This is a genomic window from Ruegeria atlantica, from assembly GCF_013032505.1.
Taxonomy (GTDB): domain Bacteria; phylum Pseudomonadota; class Alphaproteobacteria; order Rhodobacterales; family Rhodobacteraceae; genus Ruegeria; species Ruegeria atlantica_F.
In genome coordinates this window covers 136,179-161,572 of sequence record NZ_WQCG01000003.1, presented here as the reverse complement: position 1 = coordinate 161,572, position 25,394 = coordinate 136,179, and the positions used below count along the sequence as shown (strand labels likewise).

Annotated in this window: 20 protein-coding genes and 1 tRNA gene; 13 read left to right on the top strand and 8 right to left on the bottom strand. The window is 56.0% G+C overall.

Annotated features, from left to right (window positions below; all coding sequences use genetic code 11):
• The first annotated feature begins 23 nt into the window (after nucleotides 1-23).
• Nucleotides 24-989, top strand: coding sequence for a hypothetical protein (locus tag GOW92_RS12420; protein WP_170529346.1), 966 nt, complete (start codon nucleotides 24-26; stop codon nucleotides 987-989).
• Nucleotides 990-1,398: 409 nt separating this feature from the next.
• Here the strand turns inward: GOW92_RS12420 and GOW92_RS12415 are convergent, their stop codons facing one another.
• Entirely contained in the window at nucleotides 1,399-1,881 is a 483-nt protein-coding gene (locus GOW92_RS12415) for a hypothetical protein (protein ID WP_170560926.1), read from the bottom strand.
• 237 nt (nucleotides 1,882-2,118) lie between these two features.
• On the opposite strand from GOW92_RS12415, the gene GOW92_RS12410 reads away from it, so the two are divergent.
• Nucleotides 2,119-2,204 (top strand) — tRNA-Leu (locus GOW92_RS12410).
• 11 nt (nucleotides 2,205-2,215) lie between these two features.
• On the opposite strand, the gene GOW92_RS12405 is transcribed toward GOW92_RS12410, so the two are convergent.
• The gene (locus GOW92_RS12405; protein ID WP_254453020.1) at nucleotides 2,216-2,734 is read right to left on the bottom strand and encodes a hypothetical protein; all 519 of its coding nucleotides are present in this window, start codon (nucleotides 2,732-2,734) and stop codon (nucleotides 2,216-2,218) included.
• Nucleotides 2,706-3,455, bottom strand: coding sequence for a helix-turn-helix transcriptional regulator (locus GOW92_RS12400; protein WP_170560925.1), 750 nt, complete (start codon nucleotides 3,453-3,455; stop codon nucleotides 2,706-2,708). The genes GOW92_RS12405 and GOW92_RS12400 overlap by 29 nt, the downstream gene beginning before the upstream one ends.
• Nucleotides 3,456-4,055: 600 nt before the next feature.
• Between GOW92_RS12400 and GOW92_RS12395 the strand changes: the two genes are divergently transcribed.
• The 6 genes from GOW92_RS12395 (at nucleotide 4,056) to GOW92_RS12370 (ending at nucleotide 13,189) form a co-directional block, all read left to right on the top strand.
• A complete protein-coding gene (locus GOW92_RS12395) occupies nucleotides 4,056-6,704 on the top strand; it encodes a hypothetical protein (RefSeq protein ID WP_170560924.1) in 2,649 nt (882 codons plus the stop codon).
• Nucleotides 6,705-6,832: 128 nt separating this feature from the next.
• The gene (locus tag GOW92_RS12390) at nucleotides 6,833-8,779 is read left to right on the top strand and encodes a type I secretion protein (protein ID WP_170560923.1); all 1,947 of its coding nucleotides are present in this window, start codon (nucleotides 6,833-6,835) and stop codon (nucleotides 8,777-8,779) included.
• A gap of 251 nt (nucleotides 8,780-9,030) precedes the next feature.
• Nucleotides 9,031-11,109, top strand: coding sequence for a type I secretion system permease/ATPase (locus GOW92_RS12385; RefSeq protein WP_438826352.1), 2,079 nt, complete (start codon nucleotides 9,031-9,033; stop codon nucleotides 11,107-11,109).
• A complete protein-coding gene (locus GOW92_RS12380) occupies nucleotides 11,106-12,458 on the top strand; it encodes an HlyD family type I secretion periplasmic adaptor subunit (protein WP_170560921.1) in 1,353 nt (450 codons plus the stop codon). The genes GOW92_RS12385 and GOW92_RS12380 overlap by 4 nt, the downstream gene beginning before the upstream one ends.
• A gap of 72 nt (nucleotides 12,459-12,530) precedes the next feature.
• Complete coding sequence (locus GOW92_RS12375) at nucleotides 12,531-12,902, top strand: rhodanese-like domain-containing protein (protein ID WP_170560920.1); 372 nt, start codon at nucleotides 12,531-12,533, stop codon at nucleotides 12,900-12,902.
• A 98-nt stretch (nucleotides 12,903-13,000) separates the two neighbouring features.
• Nucleotides 13,001-13,189: a hypothetical protein gene (locus GOW92_RS12370; protein ID WP_170560919.1), complete on the top strand. Its 189-nt coding sequence runs from the start codon at nucleotides 13,001-13,003 to the stop codon at nucleotides 13,187-13,189.
• Here GOW92_RS12370 and GOW92_RS12365 read toward each other — a convergent pair whose 3' ends face one another.
• Nucleotides 13,190-13,948 carry an alpha/beta fold hydrolase gene (locus GOW92_RS12365; RefSeq protein ID WP_170560918.1) on the bottom strand — a complete coding sequence of 253 codons (759 nt, stop codon included), beginning with the start codon at nucleotides 13,946-13,948 and terminating at the stop codon, nucleotides 13,190-13,192.
• An 89-nt stretch (nucleotides 13,949-14,037) separates the two neighbouring features.
• Here GOW92_RS12365 and GOW92_RS12360 point away from each other — a divergent pair, with 89 nt between their 5' ends.
• On the top strand, nucleotides 14,038-14,412 hold the full coding sequence (locus tag GOW92_RS12360; RefSeq protein ID WP_170560917.1) for a hypothetical protein: 375 nt from the start codon (nucleotides 14,038-14,040) through the stop codon (nucleotides 14,410-14,412).
• Nucleotides 14,413-14,484: 72 nt separating this feature from the next.
• Here GOW92_RS12360 and glyA read toward each other — a convergent pair whose 3' ends face one another.
• Entirely contained in the window at nucleotides 14,485-15,780 is a 1,296-nt protein-coding gene (glyA, locus tag GOW92_RS12355; protein ID WP_170560916.1) for a serine hydroxymethyltransferase, read from the bottom strand.
• Between the two features lie 168 nt (nucleotides 15,781-15,948).
• Between glyA and GOW92_RS12350 the strand changes: the two genes are divergently transcribed.
• Nucleotides 15,949-16,710 (top strand): NAD kinase, encoded by a 762-nt coding sequence (locus GOW92_RS12350; RefSeq protein WP_170560915.1) that lies wholly within the window; start codon nucleotides 15,949-15,951, stop codon nucleotides 16,708-16,710.
• A 259-nt stretch (nucleotides 16,711-16,969) separates the two neighbouring features.
• Here GOW92_RS12350 and GOW92_RS12345 read toward each other — a convergent pair whose 3' ends face one another.
• The 3 genes from GOW92_RS12345 to GOW92_RS12335 form a co-directional block, all read right to left on the bottom strand.
• Nucleotides 16,970-18,403, bottom strand: a complete 1,434-nt coding sequence (locus GOW92_RS12345; protein ID WP_170560914.1) for an amidase family protein — start codon at nucleotides 18,401-18,403, stop codon at nucleotides 16,970-16,972.
• 94 nt (nucleotides 18,404-18,497) lie between these two features.
• Nucleotides 18,498-20,387 carry a propionate-CoA ligase PrpE gene (gene prpE / locus GOW92_RS12340; RefSeq protein WP_170560913.1) on the bottom strand — a complete coding sequence of 630 codons (1,890 nt, stop codon included), beginning with the start codon at nucleotides 20,385-20,387 and terminating at the stop codon, nucleotides 18,498-18,500.
• Between the two features lie 276 nt (nucleotides 20,388-20,663).
• Complete coding sequence (locus tag GOW92_RS12335; RefSeq protein WP_170560912.1) at nucleotides 20,664-22,937, bottom strand: NADP-dependent malic enzyme; 2,274 nt, start codon at nucleotides 22,935-22,937, stop codon at nucleotides 20,664-20,666.
• A 186-nt stretch (nucleotides 22,938-23,123) separates the two neighbouring features.
• On the opposite strand from GOW92_RS12335, the gene GOW92_RS12330 reads away from it, so the two are divergent.
• The 3 genes from GOW92_RS12330 to GOW92_RS12320 all read left to right on the top strand — a co-directional run bounded on the left by GOW92_RS12330 (nucleotide 23,124) and on the right by GOW92_RS12320 (nucleotide 25,391).
• Nucleotides 23,124-23,828, top strand: coding sequence for a hypothetical protein (locus tag GOW92_RS12330; RefSeq protein WP_170560911.1), 705 nt, complete (start codon nucleotides 23,124-23,126; stop codon nucleotides 23,826-23,828).
• Complete coding sequence (locus GOW92_RS12325) at nucleotides 23,791-24,894, top strand: cupin domain-containing protein (protein ID WP_170560910.1); 1,104 nt, start codon at nucleotides 23,791-23,793, stop codon at nucleotides 24,892-24,894. The genes GOW92_RS12330 and GOW92_RS12325 overlap by 38 nt, the downstream gene beginning before the upstream one ends.
• A gap of 104 nt (nucleotides 24,895-24,998) precedes the next feature.
• Nucleotides 24,999-25,391 carry a cytidine deaminase gene (locus GOW92_RS12320; protein WP_170560909.1) on the top strand — a complete coding sequence of 131 codons (393 nt, stop codon included), beginning with the start codon at nucleotides 24,999-25,001 and terminating at the stop codon, nucleotides 25,389-25,391.
• The last annotated feature ends 3 nt before the right edge of the window (nucleotides 25,392-25,394 follow it).

Sequence of the window (25,394 nt, the reverse complement as noted above, 5' to 3'; positions counted from 1 at the left end):
CAAATACCTTACCGGAGACTCAAGTGTCTGCTTTGTTTGAGAATGCCGTTACTTCAATTCGTTTAGGGATAGAGGATTTTGAAACTGGTGAAGACGACCGAATGATTTCGGCGGCTCGCAACTACTACGCCGGTGTTCTTTTACTTGCCAAAGAGTGTTTGGTGCGTGCTGCCCCAGTAGCGGACCCACTGCACGTAATCGGTGCAAAGGTAAAGCCAGTCTCGGACGGCGCTGGAGGTGTGAACATCGCCGTGGTCGGATGGAAGACCGTCGATTTTCAGGAAATGAAGGGCCGTTTCAAGGATTTTGGTCTCAAATGGCCAGAGGGTGACTTTGATAAGCTTCGAAAACTCAGAAACGAAGCAGAGCACCACCACCTTACCCAACCTGTTGAGGCTTTGGCGGAAGCAATTGCCTCTTCATTCCCGATGGTAGTCGATTTCTTCGATATTCTTGAAGAGGATCCGAAAGAAGAACTTGGTGATGCATGGGACGTTATTCTTGAAAAGCGCACAGCATATGAAAAGGTTCAAAAGCGTTGCCTAAGTGAGCTAGCGTCTATCAATTGGCCTAAGCAAGTTACTGGCATTGATAGAATGATTTGCGACAACTGCGGATCATCTCTAGTCGGCCAAGAAGACCCCACCAATAAAAACCCAGAGAACTTCAACGCCAAGTGCGCTCAATGTGGAGAAGTGCATAGCTCTGAGGCCTCTATTGCGATGGCTGTCGTCGCCTCTTTCGGGGCGGATGACTATATCGCCGCAAAAGAGGGCCTAGAACCAGTAATCCACGATTGCCCATACTGTGACTCCAGCAACACCTTCGTGCAGAACAGTGAGGTCAACATGTGTTTCGATTGCGGTTTCGTTCTGGATGAATCCTGTTCGATTTGCGGGACGAGTCTCACGCTGGAAGAGTATACTATGCTCGACAACGGATACTGTGGTTCCTGTTCTTATGGGATGGCAAGGGCTATGCGAGACTAGCCTGCTTGCAAGCCTCGCCTATACACTTTGCAGGCGACAGAAACCTGTCACCAGAACGGACGCCTATCTAGAATTCATAACTAGCGAAAGCGACGCCTCACATCGGGCCAATTCTATGAATAGCGAGTTCGATGTTTCTCCCTTTAGGTGCACCACTAAATCTCCAAACTTAAAAACGCTGAGGCTTACCGGCCTGACCATGCTAACGAACCGGTCCCGGTTGCATAGCGCGAAACATGTTCATTCATGGTGGTTGGTTCTGATCTGAGGTCCCACGGCGCCAAGGCTCCCGGGTTCTGGGAAATTTGCAGGGCATTGACTGACGCGGCGCAACAAATAAATGTATTGCCGCATTGAATTCTGACAGGAGCCGTTTGGCTACAAAGTCGCCCAGTTCGATACTTGCGGATCAGCTTAAGCCTATAGTGATTCCAAAGACGTAAAGACTGGAGGGCTCAGTGATCTTTTGCATGAACTCGACCCAGTCCTCACTATACATCTGTTCGAAATGAACAGGGTAGGCCCAAACCAGGTTGTGAAAAGTGAAGGTTGTCAGCAAGACTCCAACGGTGCTGGCACTTGCGAACTCTTTTTGTTTGTCTCTCAGAAACATAGAAATGACCATCCCCGCCAAGCTGGCCATTGCGATACCGATGAAATCCTGCGCGTTCACGTTGCCAGCTTCCGGCACGCCCACCATTTGAAATTGAATGAAGCGGGTCAGGAAAACCACCACGGACCCTAGTGCAAATGCACCCACGAACGCGCCAGGATACGCGAGGCGTTTCCAGACGCTTTCGGTTTTGGGTTTGGGTCTCTGGCTGGCTGTTTCTTCCGTGCGTTTGTTAATTTGCGCGATACGATCCTCAAAGGACTTGTGCTCGGTGCTCACGATTAGACTCAATTACTTTTCTGCTCTGCGGCACGAACTTAACCGTAAGCGGATGTTAGGCAAGTGTCATGCAACCCAAAAGAAAGTGATCGAGGTGTTATTGGGATGCGTAAGAAGGAAAAAGTCTAGCAATGCCTCAACGTTTTGAATCCGAATTTTCCCGGGCGAAACACATTGTATTCATCACCTGATGGCCTTACTGAGTTCCTGAGGTCCAACGTCGGCCCGGCACGCTGAGCGGGCGTGATGGAATGGTAGACATATCAGACTTAAAATCTGAAGGGCGTACGCCCGTGTGGGTTCGAGTCCCACCGCCCGCACCAGCGCACAACTTTTAGGTCGGAAACCCAAGATCGTTGATTAGTTTCCACATATCCCGGTTTGCCACGGATAGCTGATCGACCACTTTTTCGATTTCCTTCATCGCGACCTCATCAACGGTATCCTGACGACCCAGTTTGATGTCCGTCTTCCGATCTGCAATGCGCATCAGGATGGTTTTGGGGTTCCCGCTGTCGGGGTCGAAGGAATAGATGCAATGGTTGTATCTGTTCCGAATGCCCGACAGCTTGCTGAGGCGCTGCGTGTGCTTAAGGATCGGGTCACGTATGTCTGGCGGGCGACCTTCCATCTTGGCCAGCCGTTCGACCAGATCGATTCTCGCGCGGGTCGTGTTCAGCGTCAGAAAAATGATGACCGAAATATCCTTACTAGTTCGGGTCAACCCGGCAATCAGGTGGATCAACAGGCTTTCCGTGTTGGTCCACATGTAGTTCAACTTGCCGACCATTAGGATCAGGCGGTCAAAACGGGCTTCGAAATCGTCAGTCAACGGGCAATTCTCGCGCTTCATCCGACGCGACCTCGAAATAGAATTGTGCGGCTGCGGTCCGGTTGCTGACACCGATCTTGCCCGCCACATTATGCATATGAAGTTTGACTGTGTGTTCGGTGATGCCGAGGTTTGATGCGATGATCTTGTTGCTTTGACCTTTCGACACCAGTTTCAGCACCTGTTTTTCCCGGCGCGTAAGTTTTGAGTATGTCGGGTGAAGATCGCTTGGAGTAGATGCCGCTGCCGCAACGCTATTTGAAGACGTGGGGGCGTGCGCAACGCAATCTGCAAGAAAACATGGAAGATAAAGCTCTTCATGCAACAGCAGCCGCAATATGGATCGCCACACATCCGGTGCGACGTTCATCGGCAGGTATCCGATGTCGCCGAATTTGCCGCGATCCCATTTTTCAAACGCCAGTCGGGCCGCTTCCTCTTTGCGATAGGCAAAGGCCAGGCTTCCTGATCCAGCAATTTCCGTATAGGCCTTCGGTCGGTTTAGCAGGTCGTCCAGCATCATCTGATCGACGACAACCACCTTTCCGGCCCCTACGTCCGAGCCGCTTGACGCAGGCAGCGCGTCAATTGTTTCGATCCGGCGTGTGATCACGCCGAATTCGGTTTGAACACCATGAATGGTTTGGTCTGAATAGAAGAGTTCTTTGCCGACGAAATTGATCGAGAATTCTTCGGGATTAGAATTGTTTGGAACAGCACTATCCTGAAACGGAATGCCCATTATTCCCCCCTTAATTTACCCACACCGCGAAAAAATGCGGCGAAATTGTAACCAGTACACGTAGTGCAGAATTTGAAGTGATTAACAGTATAGAGCTGTGACTATAGCGGAAAGTACAAGTTTCATCAACGCCGTCGGTAATCGTGTCAAAACAGTTCTAATACTTTCGATTAGGTTACTTATACCGCTTCCCGCTTAAGTAGAAGAAATCGTTAGCTTTCCTAAACTGCTGGTTTCATTCTTGCCGCGCAGGCTGGCAAAGCGGGCTTTTTCATCCACTGAAGTTTTAGGGCAATGAAAACAAGGCACTGAGCGTTCTAGTGCTTTAGGGTAGCTATTCAGCTCGCCCTCGGCCTGCAAACATGAGGCTGCTTCTATTTTGAAGTCATAATTCCTGAAGTGTCGGCGAATCGCGCATTAACGCGAGCCATTTCTGCAGACACGAAGTCGGCTAAGCCGAGAAAGGAGGGTGGGAGATACTTCACTAAACGAGACCGCACCAAGCGCGTTTTGCGCCTGTGTGTTTTTCCTAGTTCAACCGCGCCAGTAGCCGTTTTGTAGATGAATGATGGCCCGTGCGCTTTATAAGTGGAAAATAATATGTCACGTGGACGTAACAACAATCAGAACAACGTTGTAGACGTAGAAGAAATTAACACCGGCGATGTCTATATTCCGGTAGAAGATGTCAACATTAAAGAAGCCGACATCGAACTTGAAAACACCGAACAGAAGACCAAGGTCGACAACGAACAGGGCCAAGGTCAGGATCAAGAGCAAGCTCAGAAGACCAAGGTCGACAATGAGCAAGGCCAAGGTCAGGACCAGGAACAAGGCCAGGGTCAGGATCAAGGCCAGCACCAGGGTCAAGGTCAGACCAACGGTGACAACGAAAATGACAACTCAAACTGGGTTCACATCGATTTCGGCGAAGAAGGTATGCCGAGCGATGATGATGTCGTTGACATCGACGCTAACGGTTCAGAATTTGGTGATGTGATCACCGCTGGTGGCGATATCGACTACGATCCCGGCGATGATCTGAACCTGAACATCGACATGAGCGGTACAACAACCGCAATGTCGGCGATCAACAGCCAGTATGCCAACCTGAGCGATGACGATACTCTTGAAAACGCCGAAGTGAACAACGACGGTACCTTCAAGCAGATGGGCGATGCCAAAGGCGGCGACGCAACTTCTGGCGACGGCATCAGCGCAGGTGCTGATGGCGGAAACTCTGGCGATGGTGGCGAGACCACTGCCGGTGACGCTTATGGCGAAACCTACGGCGGGCACACAGCGGCCTTTGGTGGTCATAGCGGTGATGCCGACGGTGACGGCGATGGCGGAAACGGTGGTGACTCCGGTGACGCACTGAACTTCGGTCTGGGAGTCGGACATTCTGCAGCAGATGCGGATGGCGACAGCACCGGCGGTGAAGGTGGCGACGCAGACGCTGAATCGGATGCCGAAAATGAAAGCGAAACCGAAGTCGACATCGATAGCGATGGTGGCGACGGCGGCAACGCTGGTTCGATCGGACTTGGCGTTGGGCTTGGTCTCTCCGGAGCAAGCAATGACGGTTCTTCGGAAGGTGGAGACAACGACTCCGAAGCCGACACTGAAGTCGATTCCGAAGCTGACAATGAATCGGAAGCCGATGACGCAAACGGCGGAAGCGGTCTGGCTGGCAACCTTGGCGGTGCTTTGAACGAAAGCGAAACCGAAGCCGAAAACGGTGACTCCACATCTGGTGGTAACATCGGTCTTGGCCTTGCGGGTGCAGGTTCGGAAGCAGATGCAGATGCTGACGGTGGTGACGCTGATGGCGGCGACGGCGACGGCGGGGACGGCGATGGCGACGGCGGTGACGGCGGTGATGCCGACAGCGGCAACGGCGACGGCGGCAACGGCGGCGACGGTGACGGCGGCAATGGCCCAGGTGGCGACGGCGACGCTGGTGAAGTAACTGCCGGTGAAGGCGATGGCGGCGACGGTGACGGCGGCGACGGTGACGAAGGCGGCGACGGTGACGGCGGCGACGGTGACGGCGGCGACGGAACTGGCGGAACGTCCGGTCAAGTCGACGGTGCGCTTGCAGCTCTGAACCAGCAGAACGGTCTGATTGGTCAGAACAATGGCGCAGCTGGCGCAAGCAACGGCGGTGGTGACACCAATGGTGGTAACCCTGGTGTTGGTGGTGCTGGTGACGGCGGCAACGGCCCTGGTGGTGATGGCGGCGACGGCGACGGTGGTGACGGTGCTACTGGCGTTGGCGGCGCTGCCAACGGTGGCAACGGCCCAGGCGGTACGGGTACCGGTGGTACTGGTGTCGGCGGTGCCGGTGCTACAGGTGTCGGCGGTGCAGCTGACGGTGGCAACGGCGACGGTGGCGACGGCACAGGCGCAGCTGGTGTCGGTGGTGCCGGAGGCGATGCTGGTGCAGACGGCGGTGAAGCTGACTCGCAAGCCGATGCTCAGGGCGTAGGTGATCAGGACGCCAAAGGTCCGGTCGTTACACAATCGCCAGGCGACGCCAACGGTGAAGCCGACAACAACCAGAGTGCGGAAAACAATGCCGGTGACGGTGGAACCAACGATGTCGATGGTTGGGCACAGTCCAATGGTACCGGTACTGCGACCGCTGACGGTGTTGGTGGAGGCGGCGGTGCTGTCCAGCAGGACGCGACGTCCACGGGCACAGGTGCCGGTTCTGCAGATGCGGTGAACACCGCCGGTGACGGTGGAATGTCCGACGTCTTCTCGGAAGCTGACACTGATGGTTCGGCTGACAGCATGGCAGAGGCCATTGCCGGGTATGGCGGTGACGCGATGTCCGACAACGACGCAACCTCGACCGGAACGGGCAGCGCCACTGGTGCAGCACAATCAGGTGTCGGTGGCGGCGGCGGTGCCGGTGCCGGATACGGTGGAACCTCTGGCAGTGCAGCAGGCACGGCTAACGGTGGTGAAACCTACGGCGCTGACGTCGATGGTGGCGCGGCCTCGGGTGCATACTCGGGTGCTGGCGGTGCTGGCGGTGACGCTGGATCGTGGGGCTCGGGCAATGCCGGAGACGGTATCGTCAACGGTGAGTCCTATGCTTCGGCAGCGGCCGTGGTGGACACATCGGCATTCAACCAGTCGATCGTCATGGGTGCCAACGTGCTTGGTAACTCGGTCGATACGACCATGGTTGGTGGCGCGATGACCGCAACCCACAACAGCGACGACACTGACGTGTAAGTTGCAGTCAGGGCCCGAATTATCGGGCCCCGACCATCTGACGAAACTGCCGAGGCCGCGACAGGCGGCCTCGGTACAACAAACCCAAAGCGGAAATTTTAGGCCGGGGCGGGGAAAAGGAAACCGATATGTCTCTCGACAGTATTACAGAAACGATTGCGCATTTTGTTGGAACCTTTGAGCTTACTATTGAACAAGTCCGTCTGCGGGAGCAGTACGAAGAATTTACCGCGCTACGGCGCAAGAACGATCTGGACGAACTCGAAGACCCGATCACCATCAAGGTCAAGGCAGATCTGAAACTCGATCCGGGTCAGTACGAACCACTTCCGTATAAACTTCTGCCGCCGCCTCCTGATCTTCCCCTGCCGCCCATACCTGATGGGCCACTTGAAACGAGCGAGATGTTTTCCGGTCAGGCTTTTGGACCAGCCTCATACATCCCCGATGCGCAGTTTGGTGAAGCGCAGACAGCTATATTGATTTTGGACCCACAGGTCCCGCCGCTCATCATCGGATCAGCCGTAACCTATAACTTCCAGACAATTGTCATGAGCGACAACGACGTGGTTGGGCATGGCGATTTCCGCGATGTCGAAATCCAGATTGCGCAAGGCCAGCAGATGCTGGATGTCGCCTTGTCGATGCATGCAATTGCAACGCCATCTTTGAACATTGAAGACTATAAGTCGCTGGAATACCTCGAAAGCCTGGCTGATCAGATGCAGTCGCCGATGATTTCTCAAATCGAAGGCGTAACCATCCACCAGTTCCACGGCGAGGACGCGCTGGGCGTTATCGTGAATGGCGAAGTCGTCGAAGAAATCCCGGACTGGAACGACCTTCTGCCGGCGCACCATCAGACTGAAGATGAAGACGAAGAAGAGAATGATGCGCCGGACATGATGCCGGCCGAATGGGATCGTTCGGATGACGATGAGTTCGGCGAGGGCCACACAGTTATCGCGGGCGGAAACCTCGCCGTGAACCAAGTCGCCATCACGGTGGCATGGGTGGATGCTCCTGTTATCGCAGTGGGCGGAAAATCCGTTAACCTTACGGTGGTCAGCCAGGTGGCAGTCGTTTCTGACATCGATCAGGGTGGCCCCGGCGTTCAAAGCGATACCAATGTGGTTCAGGCCTCATATATCGGGACGGAATCCAGCGAAGAATGGTGGCAAGACGACAGTGTAGCGGAGCCGGGTGCGGATCCGATTGTCTCGGTTACATGGATACAAGGCGATTTATGGGTCACGAACTTTATAAAGCAGGTGATCGACGCCACTGATATCGACAAAATCAGCACGGAAATCTCAGCTTCGACCAGCTTGTTCACGCTGGGTGACAACGTCTTGTCCAACGTGACCAACATCGTTCAGTTGGGTAACTTCTATGATCTGATCATGATCGGCGGAAACATGGTTTCGGTCGATATGCTGCACCAGACCATCGCGTTGTTGGATGACGACGTATATGGAAATGGCAACACGCCGGAAGAAGGTGACGACAATCTGGTCATGAACCAGGCTTCTCTGACGACGACCGGCGAAGACACGGTTGAAGAGCTGGACATGGCCCATGCCGAGGCCATGCCGCTGCAGCAGATTGATCGCGAAGCGTTTGAGGACGCTCTGACATCCAATCCCGACTATGCCGGTATGGAATTGATCCGCGTACTGAAGATCGAAGGGGATCTGGTGCAGATCAACTCGGTCGAACAGGTTACATTGCTGCAGGATCAGGACGATCTTTCGGTTGATGGTGCTGCCGCCGTTGATGCGGTGGTCAACGGTGCCGGAAACGCGCTGTTGAATGCGGCCAACGTCACCAAGGTTGGTGTCGATTCAACCGTCATGGCGGCTGGTGGCGAGTATTCGGAACTGCTGTTGCACCAGGCTGAGTTGCTGGACATCCCTGAAGTGCCAGACGCTTCTGAGTTGGCCAATGAAGCCATTGCCATACTTATGGAAGAGACAGCAGCGGCTGGCGAAAACGCTATTGCTCAGGCCCAATCGGACCTTACGCCTTCCGAGATTGCAAGCACCGATGATGCGATGCAAAGCATGTTGGCGTGAATTTTCTATCCGTTTTGGTCAATCCGTGTTAGCGTAAAGATTGTATTTGTTACGAGTGCTCCGAAAGTTTTAAAATGTCGATTGTTTTTTCGTCGCGTCGTTCTCTTGATGCCAGCCCGCTTGATATTGAGGGCGTTGGTGCACCAACGCAGCCAAATGGCAGCGATGGCCCCCAACCAAAAACAGCTAAAGCGCAATGTTTGCGTCTGAACAAAGAAATGCGTGTGCCAGATCCAAAGGACAGTCCCCAGATGACTGCGAAAAAGGATGATGCGGTCGCCGCAAAAGCTGTGAAGCCCAATAAGTCGGCGACCAAACCCAGATCGGAACCACCAATTCGTGCCGCAGCTTCCCCCCGGCGCGAACAGTCGCAGCCCGCTCAAGATCAGAATGCCCAGGGCCGCGACGCTGGGGTGGCCGAAGAAGCCCAAAGCCCCGATCCTAACACCGCCACGGAGACGACAGCGCGGGTGACCCCCCAAACGCGCTCGAAGGGTGGTGAACGCATAGGTGCCACTATCGAGGCTAAGGCGAACGAGCCGATGCAACTCCGAAAAACGGGCGGAGGTGACGGCAACGGGCCACCCCAGACATTTCACAAACGCACGCCGCCAGAGGATTTTCAGAACACTCTGCGTACCTCTTTAAAGGCGATTTGGCGCAATTTAGCATTTGTTTTAGTTCTGACCTGTGCAACCAACATCCTGATCCTTGCGATCCCGATCTACCTGTTTCAAATCAGCGACCGGGTGCTGACCAGCCGGTCACTGGATACGCTCATCATGCTGACCGCTATTGTTGCGGGGGCAGTGATCTTCCAGGCGGCCTTTGACGCGGTGCGTCGCTTTATTCTGATGCGCACAGCGGTCGAGGTTGCCGCGCGGTTGGGTGCACCCGTGTTGAGTGCGGCAGCCCACGCGTCGCTACATGGCAACGGCCGCGAATACCAGACGCTGGGCGATCTGCAGCAAGTGCGCGGGTTTCTGGTGTCAGGTACGCTGATCTCATTTCTAGACGTGCCATTCGCGCCGCTGTTCATCCTGATGATCTTCCTGGTGCATCCGCAGCTGGGATCAATCGTTATTGTCACGGCGCTGTTGCTGATGATTATCGCGTTGATTAACCAGAAAATGACCGCCAAACCATTTGCTGAGGCGAACAGGTCCCAATCCATGGCGAATCTGCACCTCGACTCTATGGCACGTAACAGCCAGATCATTAATGCTCTGGCAATGATCCCAGAGGCGGTGCGCATCTGGGGTCGCGACACGGCTCAATCCCTGACATGGCAGGTGCGGGCGCAGGACCGTAACGTGATTTTTGCGGCCATCTCACGCGCTGTTCGCCTGTTGACACAGATTGCCATCCTGGGCTGGGGCGCGTTTTTAGCTCTGCAGGGTGAGATAACAGGTGGTATGGTAATTGCTGCCTCGATCATCGCCGGGCGCGCATTTGCACCCATCGAAGGGTCGATCGAAGGCTGGAATACATTCCTACTGACGCGCGCAGCCTTCGGGCGCATCAAGAACCTTCTGTCCAATTCGGCGCTGCAGTTTGAAAAGCTGCGCCTGCCGCGTCCCGAAGGACGCATGGATGTGGAACGTTTGCTCTATGTTCCGGGTGGCACCAAACGTGTTGTCCTGAACGGGATTAGCTTTTCGCTCAACCCTGGTGAAACACTTGCCGTAATCGGTAATTCCGGGGCCGGCAAAACCACATTGGGCAAAACGCTGGTTGGGTCGATCCTGCCGACATCCGGCAGTGTCCGTCTGGATCTGATGGATATCCGAAATTGGGATCCGCGCCAGTTTGGTGAAAGTATCGGTTACCTGCCGCAGGACGTTCAACTGTTCCCCGGGACGATCAAAGACAATATCGGTCGGATGCGTGCAGATGCGACAGATGAGCAAATCCACGACGCCGCTGTTCTGGCTGATGTACACAACATGATCGCCACGCTGCCGCAAGGCTATGAAACCGTTGTTGCGGCGGATGGTTCGCCGTTGTCGGGCGGCCAAAAGCAACGGATCGCACTGGCGCGCGCGTTCTTTGGCAATCCGCGCATGGTGGTTCTGGACGAGCCGAATTCGAACCTGGACGTTGCCGGTGATCAGGCGCTGTCGCGGGCAATTGCACAGGCCAAGGAAAACAAGATTACCGTTGTGGTGATCACTCAGAAACCGACGCTGCTGAGCGTCGTCGACAAGATCATGCTGCTGACGGATGGTCGCGTGGCGCTGTTTGGTCAACGTGAACAGGTGCTGCAACAGTTGAATGCCTCTCGCGGGAACAGACCCGGCATTCAGTCACAGCAGGGGGGACCGGCATGAACGAACTTGTACCCGTAAACAACGATCCCAAGGACCCAACTGTTTGGTATGCCGAGGTACCGCGTACGATCCACCGCTTTGTTGTCATCGGAATAATCATGCTGGTGGTTTGCTTTGGCGGATTTGGCATCTGGTCCTTCCGTGCGCCGTTGGCTGCGGCGGTGATCGCACAAGGCAGCTTTGTTGCGACAGGCCAGAACAAGATCGTACAGCACCTCGAAGGTGGGATTATCGAGGATATCAAGGTTATTGAAGGTCAGTCCGTTATCAAAGGGCAGGTGATTATGACCCTCGACCAGACCTCGGCCGAGTCAAATGAACGCGAACTGTTCATCCGCATGACCCGTCTGCAAGCCATGTCTGAACGCCTGTCCGCTGAAAACAATGAGCTTGATCGGCTTGAGTTTTCTCCTGAACTGATTGAAGCATCAGACGATGTCGAAGTGATGGCAATCCTGGACGGGCAAAAGATCAGCTTTGATGTATCCCGCAAAACATTGTTGAACGATATCGCTTTGTTGCAACGCAATATGGAAGCGCTAAAAATACGCTCAAGCGGGTTTGAAGCACAGCTGGAAAGCATGGTGCGGCGCTCGGAAATCCTGCAGGAAGAGTTTGAAACCAAACAAGCCCTGTTCGAAAAGGGATTGGTGCGCAAGGGCGATATCAACACGATTCGCCGTGTGCAGGCCGAGGCCGAAGGCCAGCAGGCGCGATTGACGGCTGAAACGGCTGAAATCAATCAGATGATCCTAAAATACGAAGAACAGATTTCCCGCACACGGTCCGCCTATCGCGAGGCGGCGCTGGACGAATTGGGCGTGATTGCCGCTGATTTGGAAAGCGTTCGCGAAAAATCCCGGCAAGCCCGCAGCGTTTTGAACCGTGCGGTTGTACGGGCTCCGGTGACAGGCACTGTAGTGCGATTGCACTATCACACTGCTGGTGGCGTAATCGAAACTGGTGAACCGATCGCGGAAATCCTGCCTAAGGATGCGCCGCTGATTATCGAAGCGCAGATCCCCCGGACCGAAATCGACAGTGTCGTGACCGGTCAGCAGGCAACGGTTCGACTGGTCGCACTGAATCAGCGAACCACTCCTGTACTCAGCGGCGAGGTCTACTATGTCTCGGCGGACGCGTTGGTCGAAGATTCGGCAGGCGTCATCCAAGAGGTCTATCTGGCACGCATCTCGTTGGAACCCGACGAGATGGACCGTGTACGTGGGTTTGTTCCCACACCCGGCATGCCTGCTGAAATCATGATCCAGACCGAGGAACGCACCTTTGCGGCCTATATCGCAAAACCTGTGACAGACAGTATGTCGCGCGCGTTCCGCGAGCATTGACCGCCTTATCGGTCTGCTCTTTCCCGAATAAGCGTGTTAGCCTCTGGTGAAATTCACCAAAGGGGGCACTTTATGCCATTGACCGTAAGTCAGATGATGGAAGCAGCAAACGCTGCCGTTGAACGGATCGATACAAACACCGCAAAAGACCTTATCGGCCAGGGCGCGTTGTTGCTGGACGTGCGCGACGCGGTCGAGCTGCAGCAATCGGGCCGCGCACAGGGCGCGTATCATATCCCGCGCGGTATGCTCGAATTCCGCGCAGATGACGCCTTGCAGTCTCATGACCCTGAGTTACGAAAAGACCGCGCAATCGTGCTGTATTGCGCGGCAGGTGGTCGAGCGGCGCTGGCGGGCAAGTTGTTGAAAGATATGGGGTATGAAAACGTCTATAACGTCGGTGGTCTGGTGGATTGGGTCAATGGCGGCGGCGAAGTATCCTGATTTTTGGCCTCGTACCGTCAAATTCTGACGCAGATCAAGGCGTATCAATTCCCAGTTGTTTAATGTGATCGTCAGGCTTCAACAAAGAAAGACGGACGATGATACGCCTTGCCTCTATTCTGTATACTTTGATCGCAACTGCTTTGGCCGGGTCAGCCGTAGTTGCGGTGTTGTCGGCGGGCCTGATGTCGACAGTCGCGATCGTATCAGCAGCCGCTGCGGGCAGTGTGGCCGCTATACCGGTGTCCTGGTTGATCGCGAAGCGACTGTACCAGAACGCGGCCTGATCAGGCGTTCAGATAGGTCCTGACAGCGGCTTCAAACTCACGAGGTTTCTCGGCGTGCAGCCAATGGCCCGCGCCGGGGATTTTCGCAAATCGTGCCGCGGGAAACAGTGCGCGGATTGTGCTGCGATACTCGGGTAGGACGTAATCGGAGTCTCCGCCCGACAAAAACAGGGCCGGGCCTTCCCAGGTCGCGTCCGTTTCCGGAAACCCCATGATCTTTGGCATCTCGGTCGCCAGCGTGTCGAGGTTCAGAAGCCAGCGTTTGCCTTTGATATCCAAAGATTGGGTAAAAAAGCTCTGCAGTGCCTTTTCCACGCCCTGCGCGGCCAACTGTCCCTCGGCGTCCGAGCGCCTTGTGATCGTTGAAAAGTCTACGGCGCGCATGGCTTCGATGAACTGTATTTGACTGTGCGAATATGTGACCGGCGCGATGTCGGCCACGATCAGTTTTCGCACCAAGTCGCCGTGACGCAGCGCCAGCGTCATCGCTGCTTTGCCGCCCATTGAATGGCCGACAATATCTGCCTTGCCGCCATGGTGTCGGATTACCTCAGCCAGATCCTCGGCCAGGTCGGGGTAGCCATGCTGATCGGTCCACTCGCTGTAGGCGTGATTACGCATATCAACTGCAATGACCTGCCTCTCATCAGATAACCGGCGCGCAATAACTCCCCAGTTTCGGGCTGATCCATACAGCCCGTGGGCGATCAGCAGAGGAGGGTTCGAGGTCGGTTCACCGTGAATAATCGTGTTCAGCATTTTGGTTTGATACCTGCGCGCGTTTCAAACGACCAGCCCCATTGTCGCCCCTGCGGGCTGAGGTTAGATTGCGCCGACAGGAGGCCGTTATGTCGCAAAACACAGATATCCAAAGCCAGATCGCGCAGACGGTGGAATTGTTGCGTCAAAAGCTGGGTGTAAAGGACCAGACGCTGACAGCTTCGGTGCGCAAGGCCAAGCGCCGGTTGCCACGCCGAATCTACAAACAGGCAATGATGCTGGCCGGTGCCGAACAGATGGCCTCACATCCCAAATTGCGGTTGGTGCTGGACACACCGAAATTGGTTAAAGCTTCTGAAGAGGTTCAGACACATTTGAGCGGCATTAACCTGGCCGATCGCCGCTGGGGCTGGTTCCTGAGCTTTCTGGCTTCGCTGGCATTGGGTTTTTTGGCGCTGGCAGCGTTGGCGGTTATTGTCCTGCGCTGGCGCGGCTATATCTGATCGCGTTTGCGGCAATCCCAACGAAAAACGGCGCCCATTGGACGCCGTTTTGATTTGTGATCATCGTGTAGACTACAGGTTCGGATAGATCGGGAACTTCGCGCAAAGGTCTGCGACTTCGGCTTTGACCTTGGCTTCGACCGCGCCGTTGCCGTCTTCGCCATTGGCAGCCAGACCGTCGACCACTTCGATGATCCAGTCCGCGATCTGACGGAACTCGATCTCGCCAAAGCCGCGCGTGGTGCCCGCGGGGCTGCCCAGACGGATACCGCTGGTGATGGTTGGTTTTTCAGGGTCAAACGGCACGCCGTTTTTATTGCAGGTGATATGCGCCCGGCCCAGAGCCTTTTCGGTCGCGTTGCCCTTGACGCCTTTGGGGCGCAGGTCGACCAACACCACGTGGGTGTCGGTACCGTGGGTCACCGTGTCCAGACCGCCCTTGATCAGCTGATCCGACAACGCCTGCGCGTTGGTCACAACCTGCTGGATGTAGCTTTTGAATTCGGGACGCAGCGCTTCGCCAAAGGCCACCGCCTTGCCTGCGATCACGTGCATTAGCGGGCCGCCCTGAATGCCAGGGAAGATGGCCGAGTTCACTTTCTTGGCGATGTCTTCATCGTTGGTCAGGATCATGCCGCCACGTGGACCGCGAAGTGTCTTGTGCGTGGTGGTGGTTGCCACATGCGCATGCGGGAAGGGCGAGGGGTGTTCACCTGCTGCAACCAGACCAGCAAAGTGCGCCATGTCCACGTGCAGGTAGGCACCGACCATATCGGCGATCTGACGCATGCGGGCAAAGTCGATCTGGCGGGGGATGGCCGAACCACCGGCGATGATCAGCTTGGGCTGGTGCTCTTTCGCCAGCGCCTCGACCTGATCGTAGTCCAGCATGTTGTCTTCCTTGCGGACGCCGTATTGCACCGCATTGAACCACTTGCCCGACTGGTTGGGGCGGGCGCCGTGGGTCAGGTGACCGCCTGCGTCCAGCGACATGCCCAGAATGGTGTCGCCGGGTTGGATCAACGCCTGAAATACACCCTGATTGGCTTGGCTGCCCGAGTTTGGCTGTACGTTGGCGAACTCGCAGCCGAACAGTTCCTTGGCGCGGTCGATGGCCAGATTTTCGGCGATGTCCACGTACTGGCATCCGCCATAGTAGCGACGCCCGGGATAGCCTTCGGCGTATTTGTTGGTCATAACCGAGCCCTGCGCTTCCATCACGGCGGCAGAGACGATGTTCTCGGATGCAATCAGTTCGATCTCGTCGCGCTGACGACCCAGCTCGGATGTGATCGAGCCGAACAGCTCGGGATCACGGTCGGCGAGGGACTGGGTGAAAAATCCGGTATCACGGAGATTGGCGTTCATGGGCGCTCCACATGGCTGGGTAACAATATTGCGGATTTCCTATCGGAAACGGCACATGCGCAAAAGCTGTAAAGCGACGATTTGGCCCGCTGCGGCGTCAAGTCTGGCCTATCGGGGAAAGGTATGGTTGTTTCGGAACCAAATGTGCAAGACCGGAAACCACAACAAATGATTCAGAGAATCGCTTTTCTTGCCAGTGACGTCAAAGTGGCCCAAACCGCCCGCGACGTTTTGGTGAAACGTTATGGCAACGCCGCTCCGCGTGATGCAGATGTAGTTGTGGCCTTGGGCGGTGACGGGTTCATGTTGCATACGCTGCACAACATGCAACACCTGGATACGCCGGTTTATGGCATGAATCGTGGCACGATCGGCTTTCTTATGAACGAATTCCACGAAGAGGACCTGATGGCTCGTCTTGGTGAAGCCGAAGAAGAAGTCATCAACCCACTGGCCATGCGCGCAATGGATCAGTCCGGCAAGACGCACGAGGCGCTGGCGATCAACGAGGTGTCGCTGCTGCGCGCCGGGCCACAGGCAGCGCGCCTCAGGATTAGCGTTGATGGACGGGTGCGCATGGATGAACTGGTCTGCGATGGTGCTTTGCTGTCCACGCCCGCCGGATCGACCGCCTACAACTATTCGGCCCACGGCCCGATTTTGCCGATCGGATCGGATGTTCTTGCCTTGACGGCGATTGCCGCGTTCAGGCCGCGCCGTTGGCGCGGAGCGCTGTTGCCCAAGATTGCCAAAGTACGTTTCGACGTTCTGGATGCGGACAAACGCCCGGTAATGGCAGATGCAGATTCGGTGTCTTTTGCGGATATCGACTGGGTCGAGATTCGTTCTGAACCTTCAATCCAGCATCGCATCTTGTTTGACCCCGGCCATGGGTTGGAAGAGCGCCTGATTTCCGAGCAATTCACCTAAATTATCGGACTTACGAAATTTTTAGAACTTGTGTGAAGCAGTTCACATGAGGTTCATTAACTTTCCGCTAACCTGATCTTGCCTGGAGAACACGTCTCGGTGGGAGTGAGTGGCCACCAAACGGCGTTTTCGAACGACTGCGCAGTTTTAGCGCTGGCGAGGGTAGGTGGTGCTACGCTCGTTAATGATATCCAGGCATATTTTAGTATGCGGACCCCGGGCACAATAACCCGGGGTCTATTTTCGTTCAGGAGTCGGTTTACACGCCCATCTTCTCCCACAATGGCAGGCACATCTGACCGACACGCACCTCAATCGCGGCGGCAGCGTCTACGGCCATGTCTTCGCGCCAGCGGCGGGCCGCGATCTGAACGTTGATCGGTTGCGGCCCCTTGGGCAAATCCGCCAGTCTGGCCGGAACACAAGCAGCAGGCAGCCCAAGGAAGTTCATCGCATAGGAGTAGACGGCGCAGCCAAGTACCTCATGTACGCCTTCAGCGCCTTCCGTATCCCGATCCGGCTTGAAGAACGGTTGCGGCAGGAAAGGCGACAAAACCAAAGCATAGTCTTCCATAAATAATGACCATTCACGGGCGAAATGGCTGCGCCTGGCCAACATCCGGATCAGGTCGGTTTCCACTATCGGCGGAAACTCCTGAAAATAGACGTCAAAGATTTCGCGGATGGTCTCGGACCCCGCTGCTTTGATGTCTTTTTGCATCAAGGTCAGCACTTCGCCCATCAGGGCGCGATAGCCTGACCGCCCGCATTCGAAGACGTCGGGCGGGTCGATCTCTTCCACCTGATAACCTGCGTCGACCAATGCGTCACGGGCCGTATCCAGCGCTTTGTCGACCTCGGGGTGCAGCGCATAGCCGAAAGTGTTCTTGGTGAATGCCACTTTGATCGGGGCTTCCGCGGCCTCTCCGCGCCACGGCCTTGAAACATGGAACGGATCGCGCGGGTCGGGTGCGATCAGGCTGGGCATAGACAGATGCAGGTCGGCAGCTGATCGTGTGATCAGCCCTTGCACCGACATTGATTGAGCCAGAATTCCGCGCTCGGCTTGCTGGCTGGGGTTCCACGCAGGGACACGCCCCAATCCGGGTTTCACCGTGACCGCACCATTGGCCGCCGCTGGAAACCGCAGGCTGCCGCCGATGTCGTTGCCATGCGCCAGCGCGCCGATCCCGGCCATTACTCCTGCACCAGCCCCGCCCGAAGACCCGCCGGGAGAGATATGTCGTCCCCAAGGGTTGTGTGTCCGGCCATGCAGCGGGTTGTCAGTATCGGCACGGAATGAGAATTCGGGCGTGTTGGTCCGCCCGATCACGATGGCCCCGGCATTCTGCAGATTGCGCACAACCGGCGCGTCGTCGGGTGCGATCACATCCTTCAGGGCAACAACACCGTTCGAGGTCGCATGCCCCTTTTGGTCGACGTTGATCTTGATAGTGACGGGAACGCCATGCAACGGCCCTGCAGGTGCACCGCCCGCCACGGCCGTATCCAGTTCCCGCGCACGCTCCAGCGCCTCGGTGCTCAGGTCTTCGACCACCGCGTTCAGGTCTGGGTTGGCCTGATGCATTCGGTCGACTGCATTCTGAGTGACCTCCAGCGCGCTCAACTCACCGCTGCGGGTCAAGGCGGTCAGGTCGGTGGCGTTCAAACGCCAGATATCGGTTTGTGTCATGGGCCCTCGCTGTCTTGGGACGACAGTAGGGGGCTTGTTTCAGGTTGCAAGAGAAAGACAGGCGGCGGGCGACGGATCGTCGCCCGCTGATCTGTTATTGCGCGTAGCCAATAGATTTCAACGCGTCAGTGATTTCATCCAGAATGGCGGGATCATCAATGGTCGCTGGCATCTTGTATTCCTTACTGTCTGCAATCGATACCATCGTTCCACGCAGGATCTTGCCTGACCGTGTCTTGGGAAGGCGGTCGACCACAACGGCCAGTTTGAACGCTGCAACTGGTCCGATCTTTTCGCGCACCAGTTTGACCACGTCCTGAACGACTTCGCCATGGTCGCGGTCGCAGCCCGCGTTCAGGCAAAGAAAGCCCACCGGCATTTGACCTTTCAACTGATCCGTCACGCCGATCACTGCACATTCAGCGACGTCGGGGTGAGCAGCCAGAACCTCTTCCATCCCGCCGGTCGACAGACGGTGACCCGCGACGTTAATCACGTCATCGGTGCGCGCCATAATGTAGAGATACCCATCCTCATCAATCATGCCTGCGTCGCCGGTTTCGTAGAATCCGGGGAACTGATTCAGGTACGAACTTTTGAACCGCTCCTCGGCATTCCAAAGCGTCGGGAGAGTGCCGGGGGGCAGGGGAAGCTTTACGGCAATCGCACCCAGTTCGCCGGGTTTCATCGGGTGACCGCCCTCATCCAAAATCTGCACATCATAGCCCGGCATCGGTTTGGCGGGTGAGCCCAGTTTGATCGGCAGTTCCTCGATGCCCAGCGGATTGCCGGCGATGGTCCAGCCGGTTTCGGTTTGCCACCAGTGGTCGATCACCGGAACCTTCAAAGCGTCCTGAGCCCATTCGATCGTGTCGGGGTCGGCGCGCTCACCTGCCAGATACAAGGCGCGCAGACAGGACAGGTCATACTTCGCCAGCATTTCGCCTTTTGGGTCTTCGCGTTTGACCGCGCGAATTGCGGTCGGGGCCGTGAAGAAGCTTTTGACCTTATGCTCGGAAATCACCCGCCAGAACGTGCCTGCATCGGGGGTGCCGACGGGCTTGCCTTCAAACACAATCGTCGTGTTGCCGTGGATCAGCGGAGCGTAGCAGATATAGGAATGCCCTACGACCCAGCCCACGTCTGAGGCCGCCCAGAAGACATCGCCCGGATCGACGTCGTAGATGTTCTTCATCGTCCAGTTCAGAGCGACTAAATGGCCTGCGGTTGGGCGCACGACGCCTTTGGGCGCTCCGGTCGTGCCGGACGTGTAGAGGATATACGCCGGGTGATTGCCGTCGACCGGTACGCATTCTGCTGGTTCAACACCATATTGAAAGCCGTGCCAGTTATAGTCGCGGCCTTCGACCAGCTGGGCCACTTCCTGTTCGCGCTGAAAGATCACGCAGAACTCGGGCTTATGGTTGGCCAAATCGATGGCCCCGTCCAGCAGTGGTTTGTAGTGCACCACCCGGCCCGGTTCCATCCCGCAGGAGGCTGCGATGATAGCCTTGGGCTTGGCGTCGTCGATCCGTACGGCCAGTTCGTTGCTGGCAAAGCCGCCGAATACGACCGAATGTATGGCGCCCAGTCGGGCACAGGCGAGCATGGCCTCCAGCGCTTCGGGGATCATCGGCATATAGATGATGACACGGTCGCCTTTTTGAACGCCCTTGGCTCGCAATGCCCCAGCCAAGGTGGCGACACGATTGCGCAGCTCCACGTAAGAAATCTCGCGCTTGGTGTGGGTGATAGGGCTGTCATAGATAATGGCGGTCTGCTCGCCCCGCCCATTTTCAACATGTCGATCCACTGCGTTCCAGCAGGTGTTGACCTTGGCATCGCTGAACCACTCATACAAAGGGGCGTTGTCGTCAAACAGGGCCTTGGTCGGCGGCTGGACCCAGTCAATCGTCTTTGCAGCGTCCAGCCAAAACGCCTCCGGGTCCGATTTCCAGCCTTCATAGATGTCCTGATATGCCACGGTGAACTCCTCCTGAAACTTCTTGAGAAGTGTGTTAGGTGGCTAAAAGACACCGCACAAGCGAGCGCTGTGACGGAGCGTCACTTTATCGCGAAAAATTTGCAAGAATCCGCGTTTGAGCCTGCAAATTTTTGCAAATCATCACTTTTTGGCTGCTTTTTTTGACTATTTTTGCGTTTTTGCAAAGTTGAATAATTTGACGTGCAAATTTTCCTGTCGGCTTTGAAGCGAGCAGGGCGCCGATGCTAGCGCCCTGAATAGCGTGTTTCGGTTAATTTAGCCGTAATGCGCGACGGGGGTGCCTGCGATTGCCGCCATGTTCAGTAATCCACGCGCTGTTATCGACGGAGTCACGATATGCGCCTTATTGCCCATGCCCATCAGGATCGGTCCAACTTCCAGACCATCAGCCTTCATTTTCAGGATATTGCGCACTCCGCTCGCCGCATCTGCGTGAGCAAAGATCAGAACGTTTGCCGTCCCTTTCAAGCGCGAATTGGGGAAAATCCGCGAACGCAGCTCGGGATCGAGCGCCAGATCCAGGTTCATTTCACCTTCATACGTGAAATCACGAGGCTCGGCGTCGAGGATCTCAAGCGCGGCTCGCAACCTTTTTCCGGATCCTTCGGCCTGATTTCCAAACTGGGACTGAGAACAGAAAGCGATATTGGGTTCGATTCCAAACCGCCGTACATGGCGCGCAGCGCCAATAGTCGACTCGGCCAGCTCTTCCGGAGTTGGTAGCTGTCGAACATGGGTATCGGCGATGAACAGGGGGCCGTCCTCGAGGATCATCAGCGACAGCGCTCCATGTGGACGCAGATCGCCATCGCCCAGAACCTGATTGACGTAGTTCAGGTGCCAACGATACTCGCCAAAAGTGCCACAGATCATGCTGTCTGCCTCGCCCCTTTGCACCATGATCGCGGCAATTGCGGTGTTGTTCGTGCGCATGATGGCCTTTGCCAGATCGGGCGTAACACCGCGGCGCTGCATGATTTCGTGATACGAGTTCCAGTAGTCATAGTAGCGCGGGTCGTCTTGCGGGTTCACGATCTGGAAATCTTTGCCGGGACGGACGGTCAGCCCCAACCGCTCGCACCGGGCGTTGATCACCTCGGGGCGGCCAATCAGGATCGGGGTTTCAGTTGTTTCTTCGAGAATGGCCTGCGCAGCACGTAAAACGCGCTCGTCCTCGCCTTCGGCAAACACGATCCGGCGCGAGGCCACGGCCGCAGCCTCAAAGACCGGGCGCATCAGCAGGGCAGACTTGAATACGGACTGATTCAACCGCTCTTTATATGCCTCGATGTCATCGATCGGGCGCTTGGCCACATCACTTTTCATCGCGGCTTTGGCAACGGCCGAGGACACGACACCAACAAGACGTGGATCAAAGGGTTTGGGGATCAGATAGTCGGGGCCAAAAGTCAGTTGTTCGCCCTTATACGCCGCAGCCGCTTCGGCGCTGGTGGTTGCGCGTGCCATTTCAGCAATCCCATCCACGCAGGCGATCTGCATTTCGTCGTTGATCTCAGTCGCGCCCACATCCAGTGCGCCCCTGAAGATAAAGGGGAAACACAAAACGTTGTTGACCTGATTGGGAAAGTCGCTGCGGCCGGTGGCGATGATGGCATCCGGTGCAACTTCACGCGCCGCCTGCGGCAGGATTTCCGGTGTCGGGTTGGCCAGAGCGAAGATGATCGGGCTCTTGGCCATTTTCTCGACCATCTCGGGTTTCAGGACGTTCGGTCCGCTGAGGCCAAGGAACAAGTCTGCATCGTCAATCACATCGTCCAATGTACGCAGGTCCGACTTTTGCGCGAATTGGTCTTTGTGCGGGTTCATATCCTCTTCACGGCCTTCGTAGACAAGCCCGTGAATGTCGCACAGCCAGATGTTCTCGCGCTTGACGCCCAGTTTAACCAGCATCATTAGGCAGGCAATTCCCGCTGCGCCACCACCGGTTGAGACCACTTTGACGTCTTCAAAGTTCTTGCCCGCAACGTGCAGCGCATTCTTGGCCGCAGCGCCTACGACAATGGCAGTCCCATGCTGATCGTCGTGAAAGACCGGGATGTTCATCCGTTCCCGGCACAGCTTTTCTACGACAAAACAATCGGGTGCCTTAATGTCTTCAAGGTTGATCGCGCCAAAGGTCGGTTCAAGCGCGCAAACGATATCTGCCAGTCTCTCGGGGTCGGGTTGGTCGACCTCGATGTCAAAGCAATCGATCCCGGCGAATTTCTTGAACAGAACGGCTTTGCCCTCCATCACAGGTTTAGAGGCAAGCGCGCCGATGTTTCCCAACCCCAGAACAGCTGTCCCGTTTGAGACGACCGCTACCAGGTTCCCGCGGGCGGTATAAAGCTCGGCATTGGCCGGATCCGCTTTGATTTCAAGGCTGGCCTCGGCTACGCCGGGCGAATATGCGCGCGCCAGATCGCGACCGTTCGCCATTGGTTTTGTCGCTTTGATTTCAAGCTTACCGGGCTTTGGATGAGCGTGATATTCAAGCGCGGCCTGCCGCAGGCTGGGTGTATCCGACATCGGCGATTCAACTCCTCAGAAAATTTGATTTAGTGTTAAACTATTTCTCTGACCTTGGCTACGCTACGTCATTTTGCAACAGTTTCGCTAAAACTTCGCAAGCCATCCTTTGAAACGGAGCACAAAGATTTTATGTTCCGGAAACTTTGGAGCCAGCCTAGACCTGTCGAGCAGCGAAAACCATATATGAGCTATAAAGATGAATTTCAGGCCGGGGCCGTTTTCCCGGCGGGTCAGGTTTCACTTGGCCCGAAGCGTGCCGTTTACGTTTCGGTCTTGCTGATTGCCACCCTTGTCCTTGTCGCCGTTAGTATTTGGCCCGTTCAAGCCCTTGCATTGAACGATGAAGGAGGCTTGTTCGAAACGATCTCGGCCGCTGCACTAATTGCCTCGGGCGTGGCCGCGCTGTGGCGTTATCCCGGGATAACCCGCCTTTACATCGCGCTGGTCTGTCTGTTGCTGGCAGAACGAGAACTTGAGGCCGAAATTTACCCAGTGGATAGCCTGCCTTATTGGGCTCTGAATGGTCTGGACAATTTGCTTGATATGACGCTGGTCCGGATCGTTTTGGCCGTCGTCGTGATTGGAGGTGCTCTGTGGCATGGCATTCCGACCGCTTGGCAGGCGGTAAAGCGCCGAGCGCCCTATTTCGTGATTTTCGTACTGGCAGGACTGCTGGCGGTGATCGCCCAACTGCTTGAGGAAGTTTCCGGAATCTATCAAGCCGACCTGTCTGCTATCATGGCGGTGCGGTTTTTTGTTCTCGAAGAAACGCTTGAGATGTTCTTTTCGATTGGCATTTTGGCGTCTGTTCTGATCGGATGGCCAAAAACCGATGCCGAAGAGACTCTGAATGACCTCGACCTTGAACAACAGCCAGACGCGCGCTGAAATCCGCCTGCCGACAAGCGAACTGCGCGACGACATCCCATTTTACACGAAGGTGCTCGGTATGAGGATGGATATGATCTATCCCGCCGACGATCCGCGTGTTGCCGTGTTTTCCGGCCACGGGTTGCGCCTTCGGGTCGAGAAGGACGCGCCCGAGGCTGCTGGTTCGATCCGCATCCTGACAGAGGACCCTGACGGTTTTGCTGAAGGGCAGCGAATTTTGGTCGCGCCCAACGGCACGCGGGTTGAGATTGATGAACTGAACCCGCCGATGGTGATGCCCGAAACGGTGCATTCCTTCGTGGTGCGCAGGCTCAAAGATCAGGCCCCCTGGATCATCGGGCGGGCAGGGATGCATTACCGCGATCTGGTACCGGATCGGCTGGGTGGTTCGATCATCGCCAGCCATATCCGCATCCCCGATGGCGGCCCGGTGCCGGATATGGTGCATTTTCACAGGGTCGGGTTTCAACTGATTTTCTGCATTCATGGCTGGGTCGACGTAGTTTACGAGGATCAGGGTGACAAACTGCGCCTGACGGCCGGGGATTGCTTTATTCAACCCCCTGAAATTCGCCACCGTGTTCTAGAAGCATCGGACAATGTTCAGGTGATCGAAATTGGTGTTCCTGCCGAACACGTCACCGAAATCGACCACGATATGAAGCTGCCGACACCACACCTCCGTCCCGAGCGTGAATGGCAGGGGCAGCGGTTCGTCTATAACAAAGGTGATGATGCGGAATGGGTCGCGTTCCGCCTGCCGGGTTATATCTGCCGTGATACAACGATTGCCGAGAATACAAAGGGTGTTGCGGGCGTGCAGGTCGTGCGCAAAGGGCAGGGTGATCCGGTTTGGGCGACACATGACACGGATATCCATTTCACTTTTGTCATGGCGGGCGAAGTGACGCTGGAAGGTGAAGGGCGCGATCCTTACCCTCTGGAGCAAGGGGATGCCTTCGTGATCCCGCCGGGTATGCGCACCAAACTGTCCGATCCTTCGGATGATGTCGAATTGCTTGAGGTCACCCTGCCGGGTGTCTTCAACACCAATCTGGATTAAGTGCGTTTTTGCCTAGGAAACTTGTACACCGGGGGTTCAACTCTGCGGGCAGTTTCATTTAGGGTATGGTTTTCTGACCAGTTGATCAAAAATGGGGATTCGTCATGACTTTGAAAGATGCAGCTCTGTCTGTCCGGGAAAATGCGTATGCGCCTTATTCCAACTTCAAAGTTGGGGCCGCAATCCGGTCTGCCAACGGCGAGGTATTCTCGGGCTGCAACGTGGAAAACGTGGCTTATCCCGAAGGCACCTGTGCCGAGGCCGGGGCAATCGCCGCGATGGTGGCCGCGGGCGAACAGGAACTGTCCGAGGTTTATGTCGTCGCCTCAAGCCCGCAACCCGTTCCCCCATGTGGCGGGTGCAGACAGAAACTGGCCGAATTTGGCAAGCGGGACGTCAAGGTGACCCTTGCGACCGTTGACGGCGCTGAGTTCGAAACCACGATTGGACAATTGCTGCCGGGCGCATTCGACGCCTCCCATATGGAGGACGTGTGACCT

Bases quoted from the DNA above. Each gene is read 5' to 3' on its own strand.
- GOW92_RS12395 (WP_170560924.1), top strand. From the start codon at position 4,056: ATGTCACGTGGACGTAACAACAATCAGAACAACGTTGTAGACGTAGAA.
- GOW92_RS12405 (WP_254453020.1), bottom strand. From the start codon at position 2,734: ATGAAGCGCGAGAATTGCCCGTTGACTGACGATTTCGAAGCCCGTTTT.
- GOW92_RS12375 (WP_170560920.1), top strand. From the start codon at position 12,531: ATGCCATTGACCGTAAGTCAGATGATGGAAGCAGCAAACGCTGCCGTT.
- GOW92_RS12350 (WP_170560915.1), top strand. From the start codon at position 15,949: ATGATTCAGAGAATCGCTTTTCTTGCCAGTGACGTCAAAGTGGCCCAA.
- GOW92_RS12330 (WP_170560911.1), top strand. From the start codon at position 23,124: ATGAGCTATAAAGATGAATTTCAGGCCGGGGCCGTTTTCCCGGCGGGT.
- GOW92_RS12360 (WP_170560917.1), top strand. From the start codon at position 14,038: ATGTCGCAAAACACAGATATCCAAAGCCAGATCGCGCAGACGGTGGAA.
- GOW92_RS12385 (WP_438826352.1), top strand. From the start codon at position 9,031: ATGACTGCGAAAAAGGATGATGCGGTCGCCGCAAAAGCTGTGAAGCCC.
- GOW92_RS12400 (WP_170560925.1), bottom strand. From the start codon at position 3,455: ATGGGCATTCCGTTTCAGGATAGTGCTGTTCCAAACAATTCTAATCCC.
- glyA (WP_170560916.1), bottom strand. From the start codon at position 15,780: ATGAACGCCAATCTCCGTGATACCGGATTTTTCACCCAGTCCCTCGCC.
- GOW92_RS12325 (WP_170560910.1), top strand. From the start codon at position 23,791: ATGACCTCGACCTTGAACAACAGCCAGACGCGCGCTGAAATCCGCCTG.
- GOW92_RS12380 (WP_170560921.1), top strand. From the start codon at position 11,106: ATGAACGAACTTGTACCCGTAAACAACGATCCCAAGGACCCAACTGTT.
- GOW92_RS12335 (WP_170560912.1), bottom strand. From the start codon at position 22,937: ATGTCGGATACACCCAGCCTGCGGCAGGCCGCGCTTGAATATCACGCT.
- GOW92_RS12370 (WP_170560919.1), top strand. From the start codon at position 13,001: ATGATACGCCTTGCCTCTATTCTGTATACTTTGATCGCAACTGCTTTG.
- GOW92_RS12345 (WP_170560914.1), bottom strand. From the start codon at position 18,403: ATGACACAAACCGATATCTGGCGTTTGAACGCCACCGACCTGACCGCC.
- GOW92_RS12320 (WP_170560909.1), top strand. From the start codon at position 24,999: ATGACTTTGAAAGATGCAGCTCTGTCTGTCCGGGAAAATGCGTATGCG.
- GOW92_RS12390 (WP_170560923.1), top strand. From the start codon at position 6,833: ATGTCTCTCGACAGTATTACAGAAACGATTGCGCATTTTGTTGGAACC.
- GOW92_RS12365 (WP_170560918.1), bottom strand. From the start codon at position 13,948: ATGCTGAACACGATTATTCACGGTGAACCGACCTCGAACCCTCCTCTG.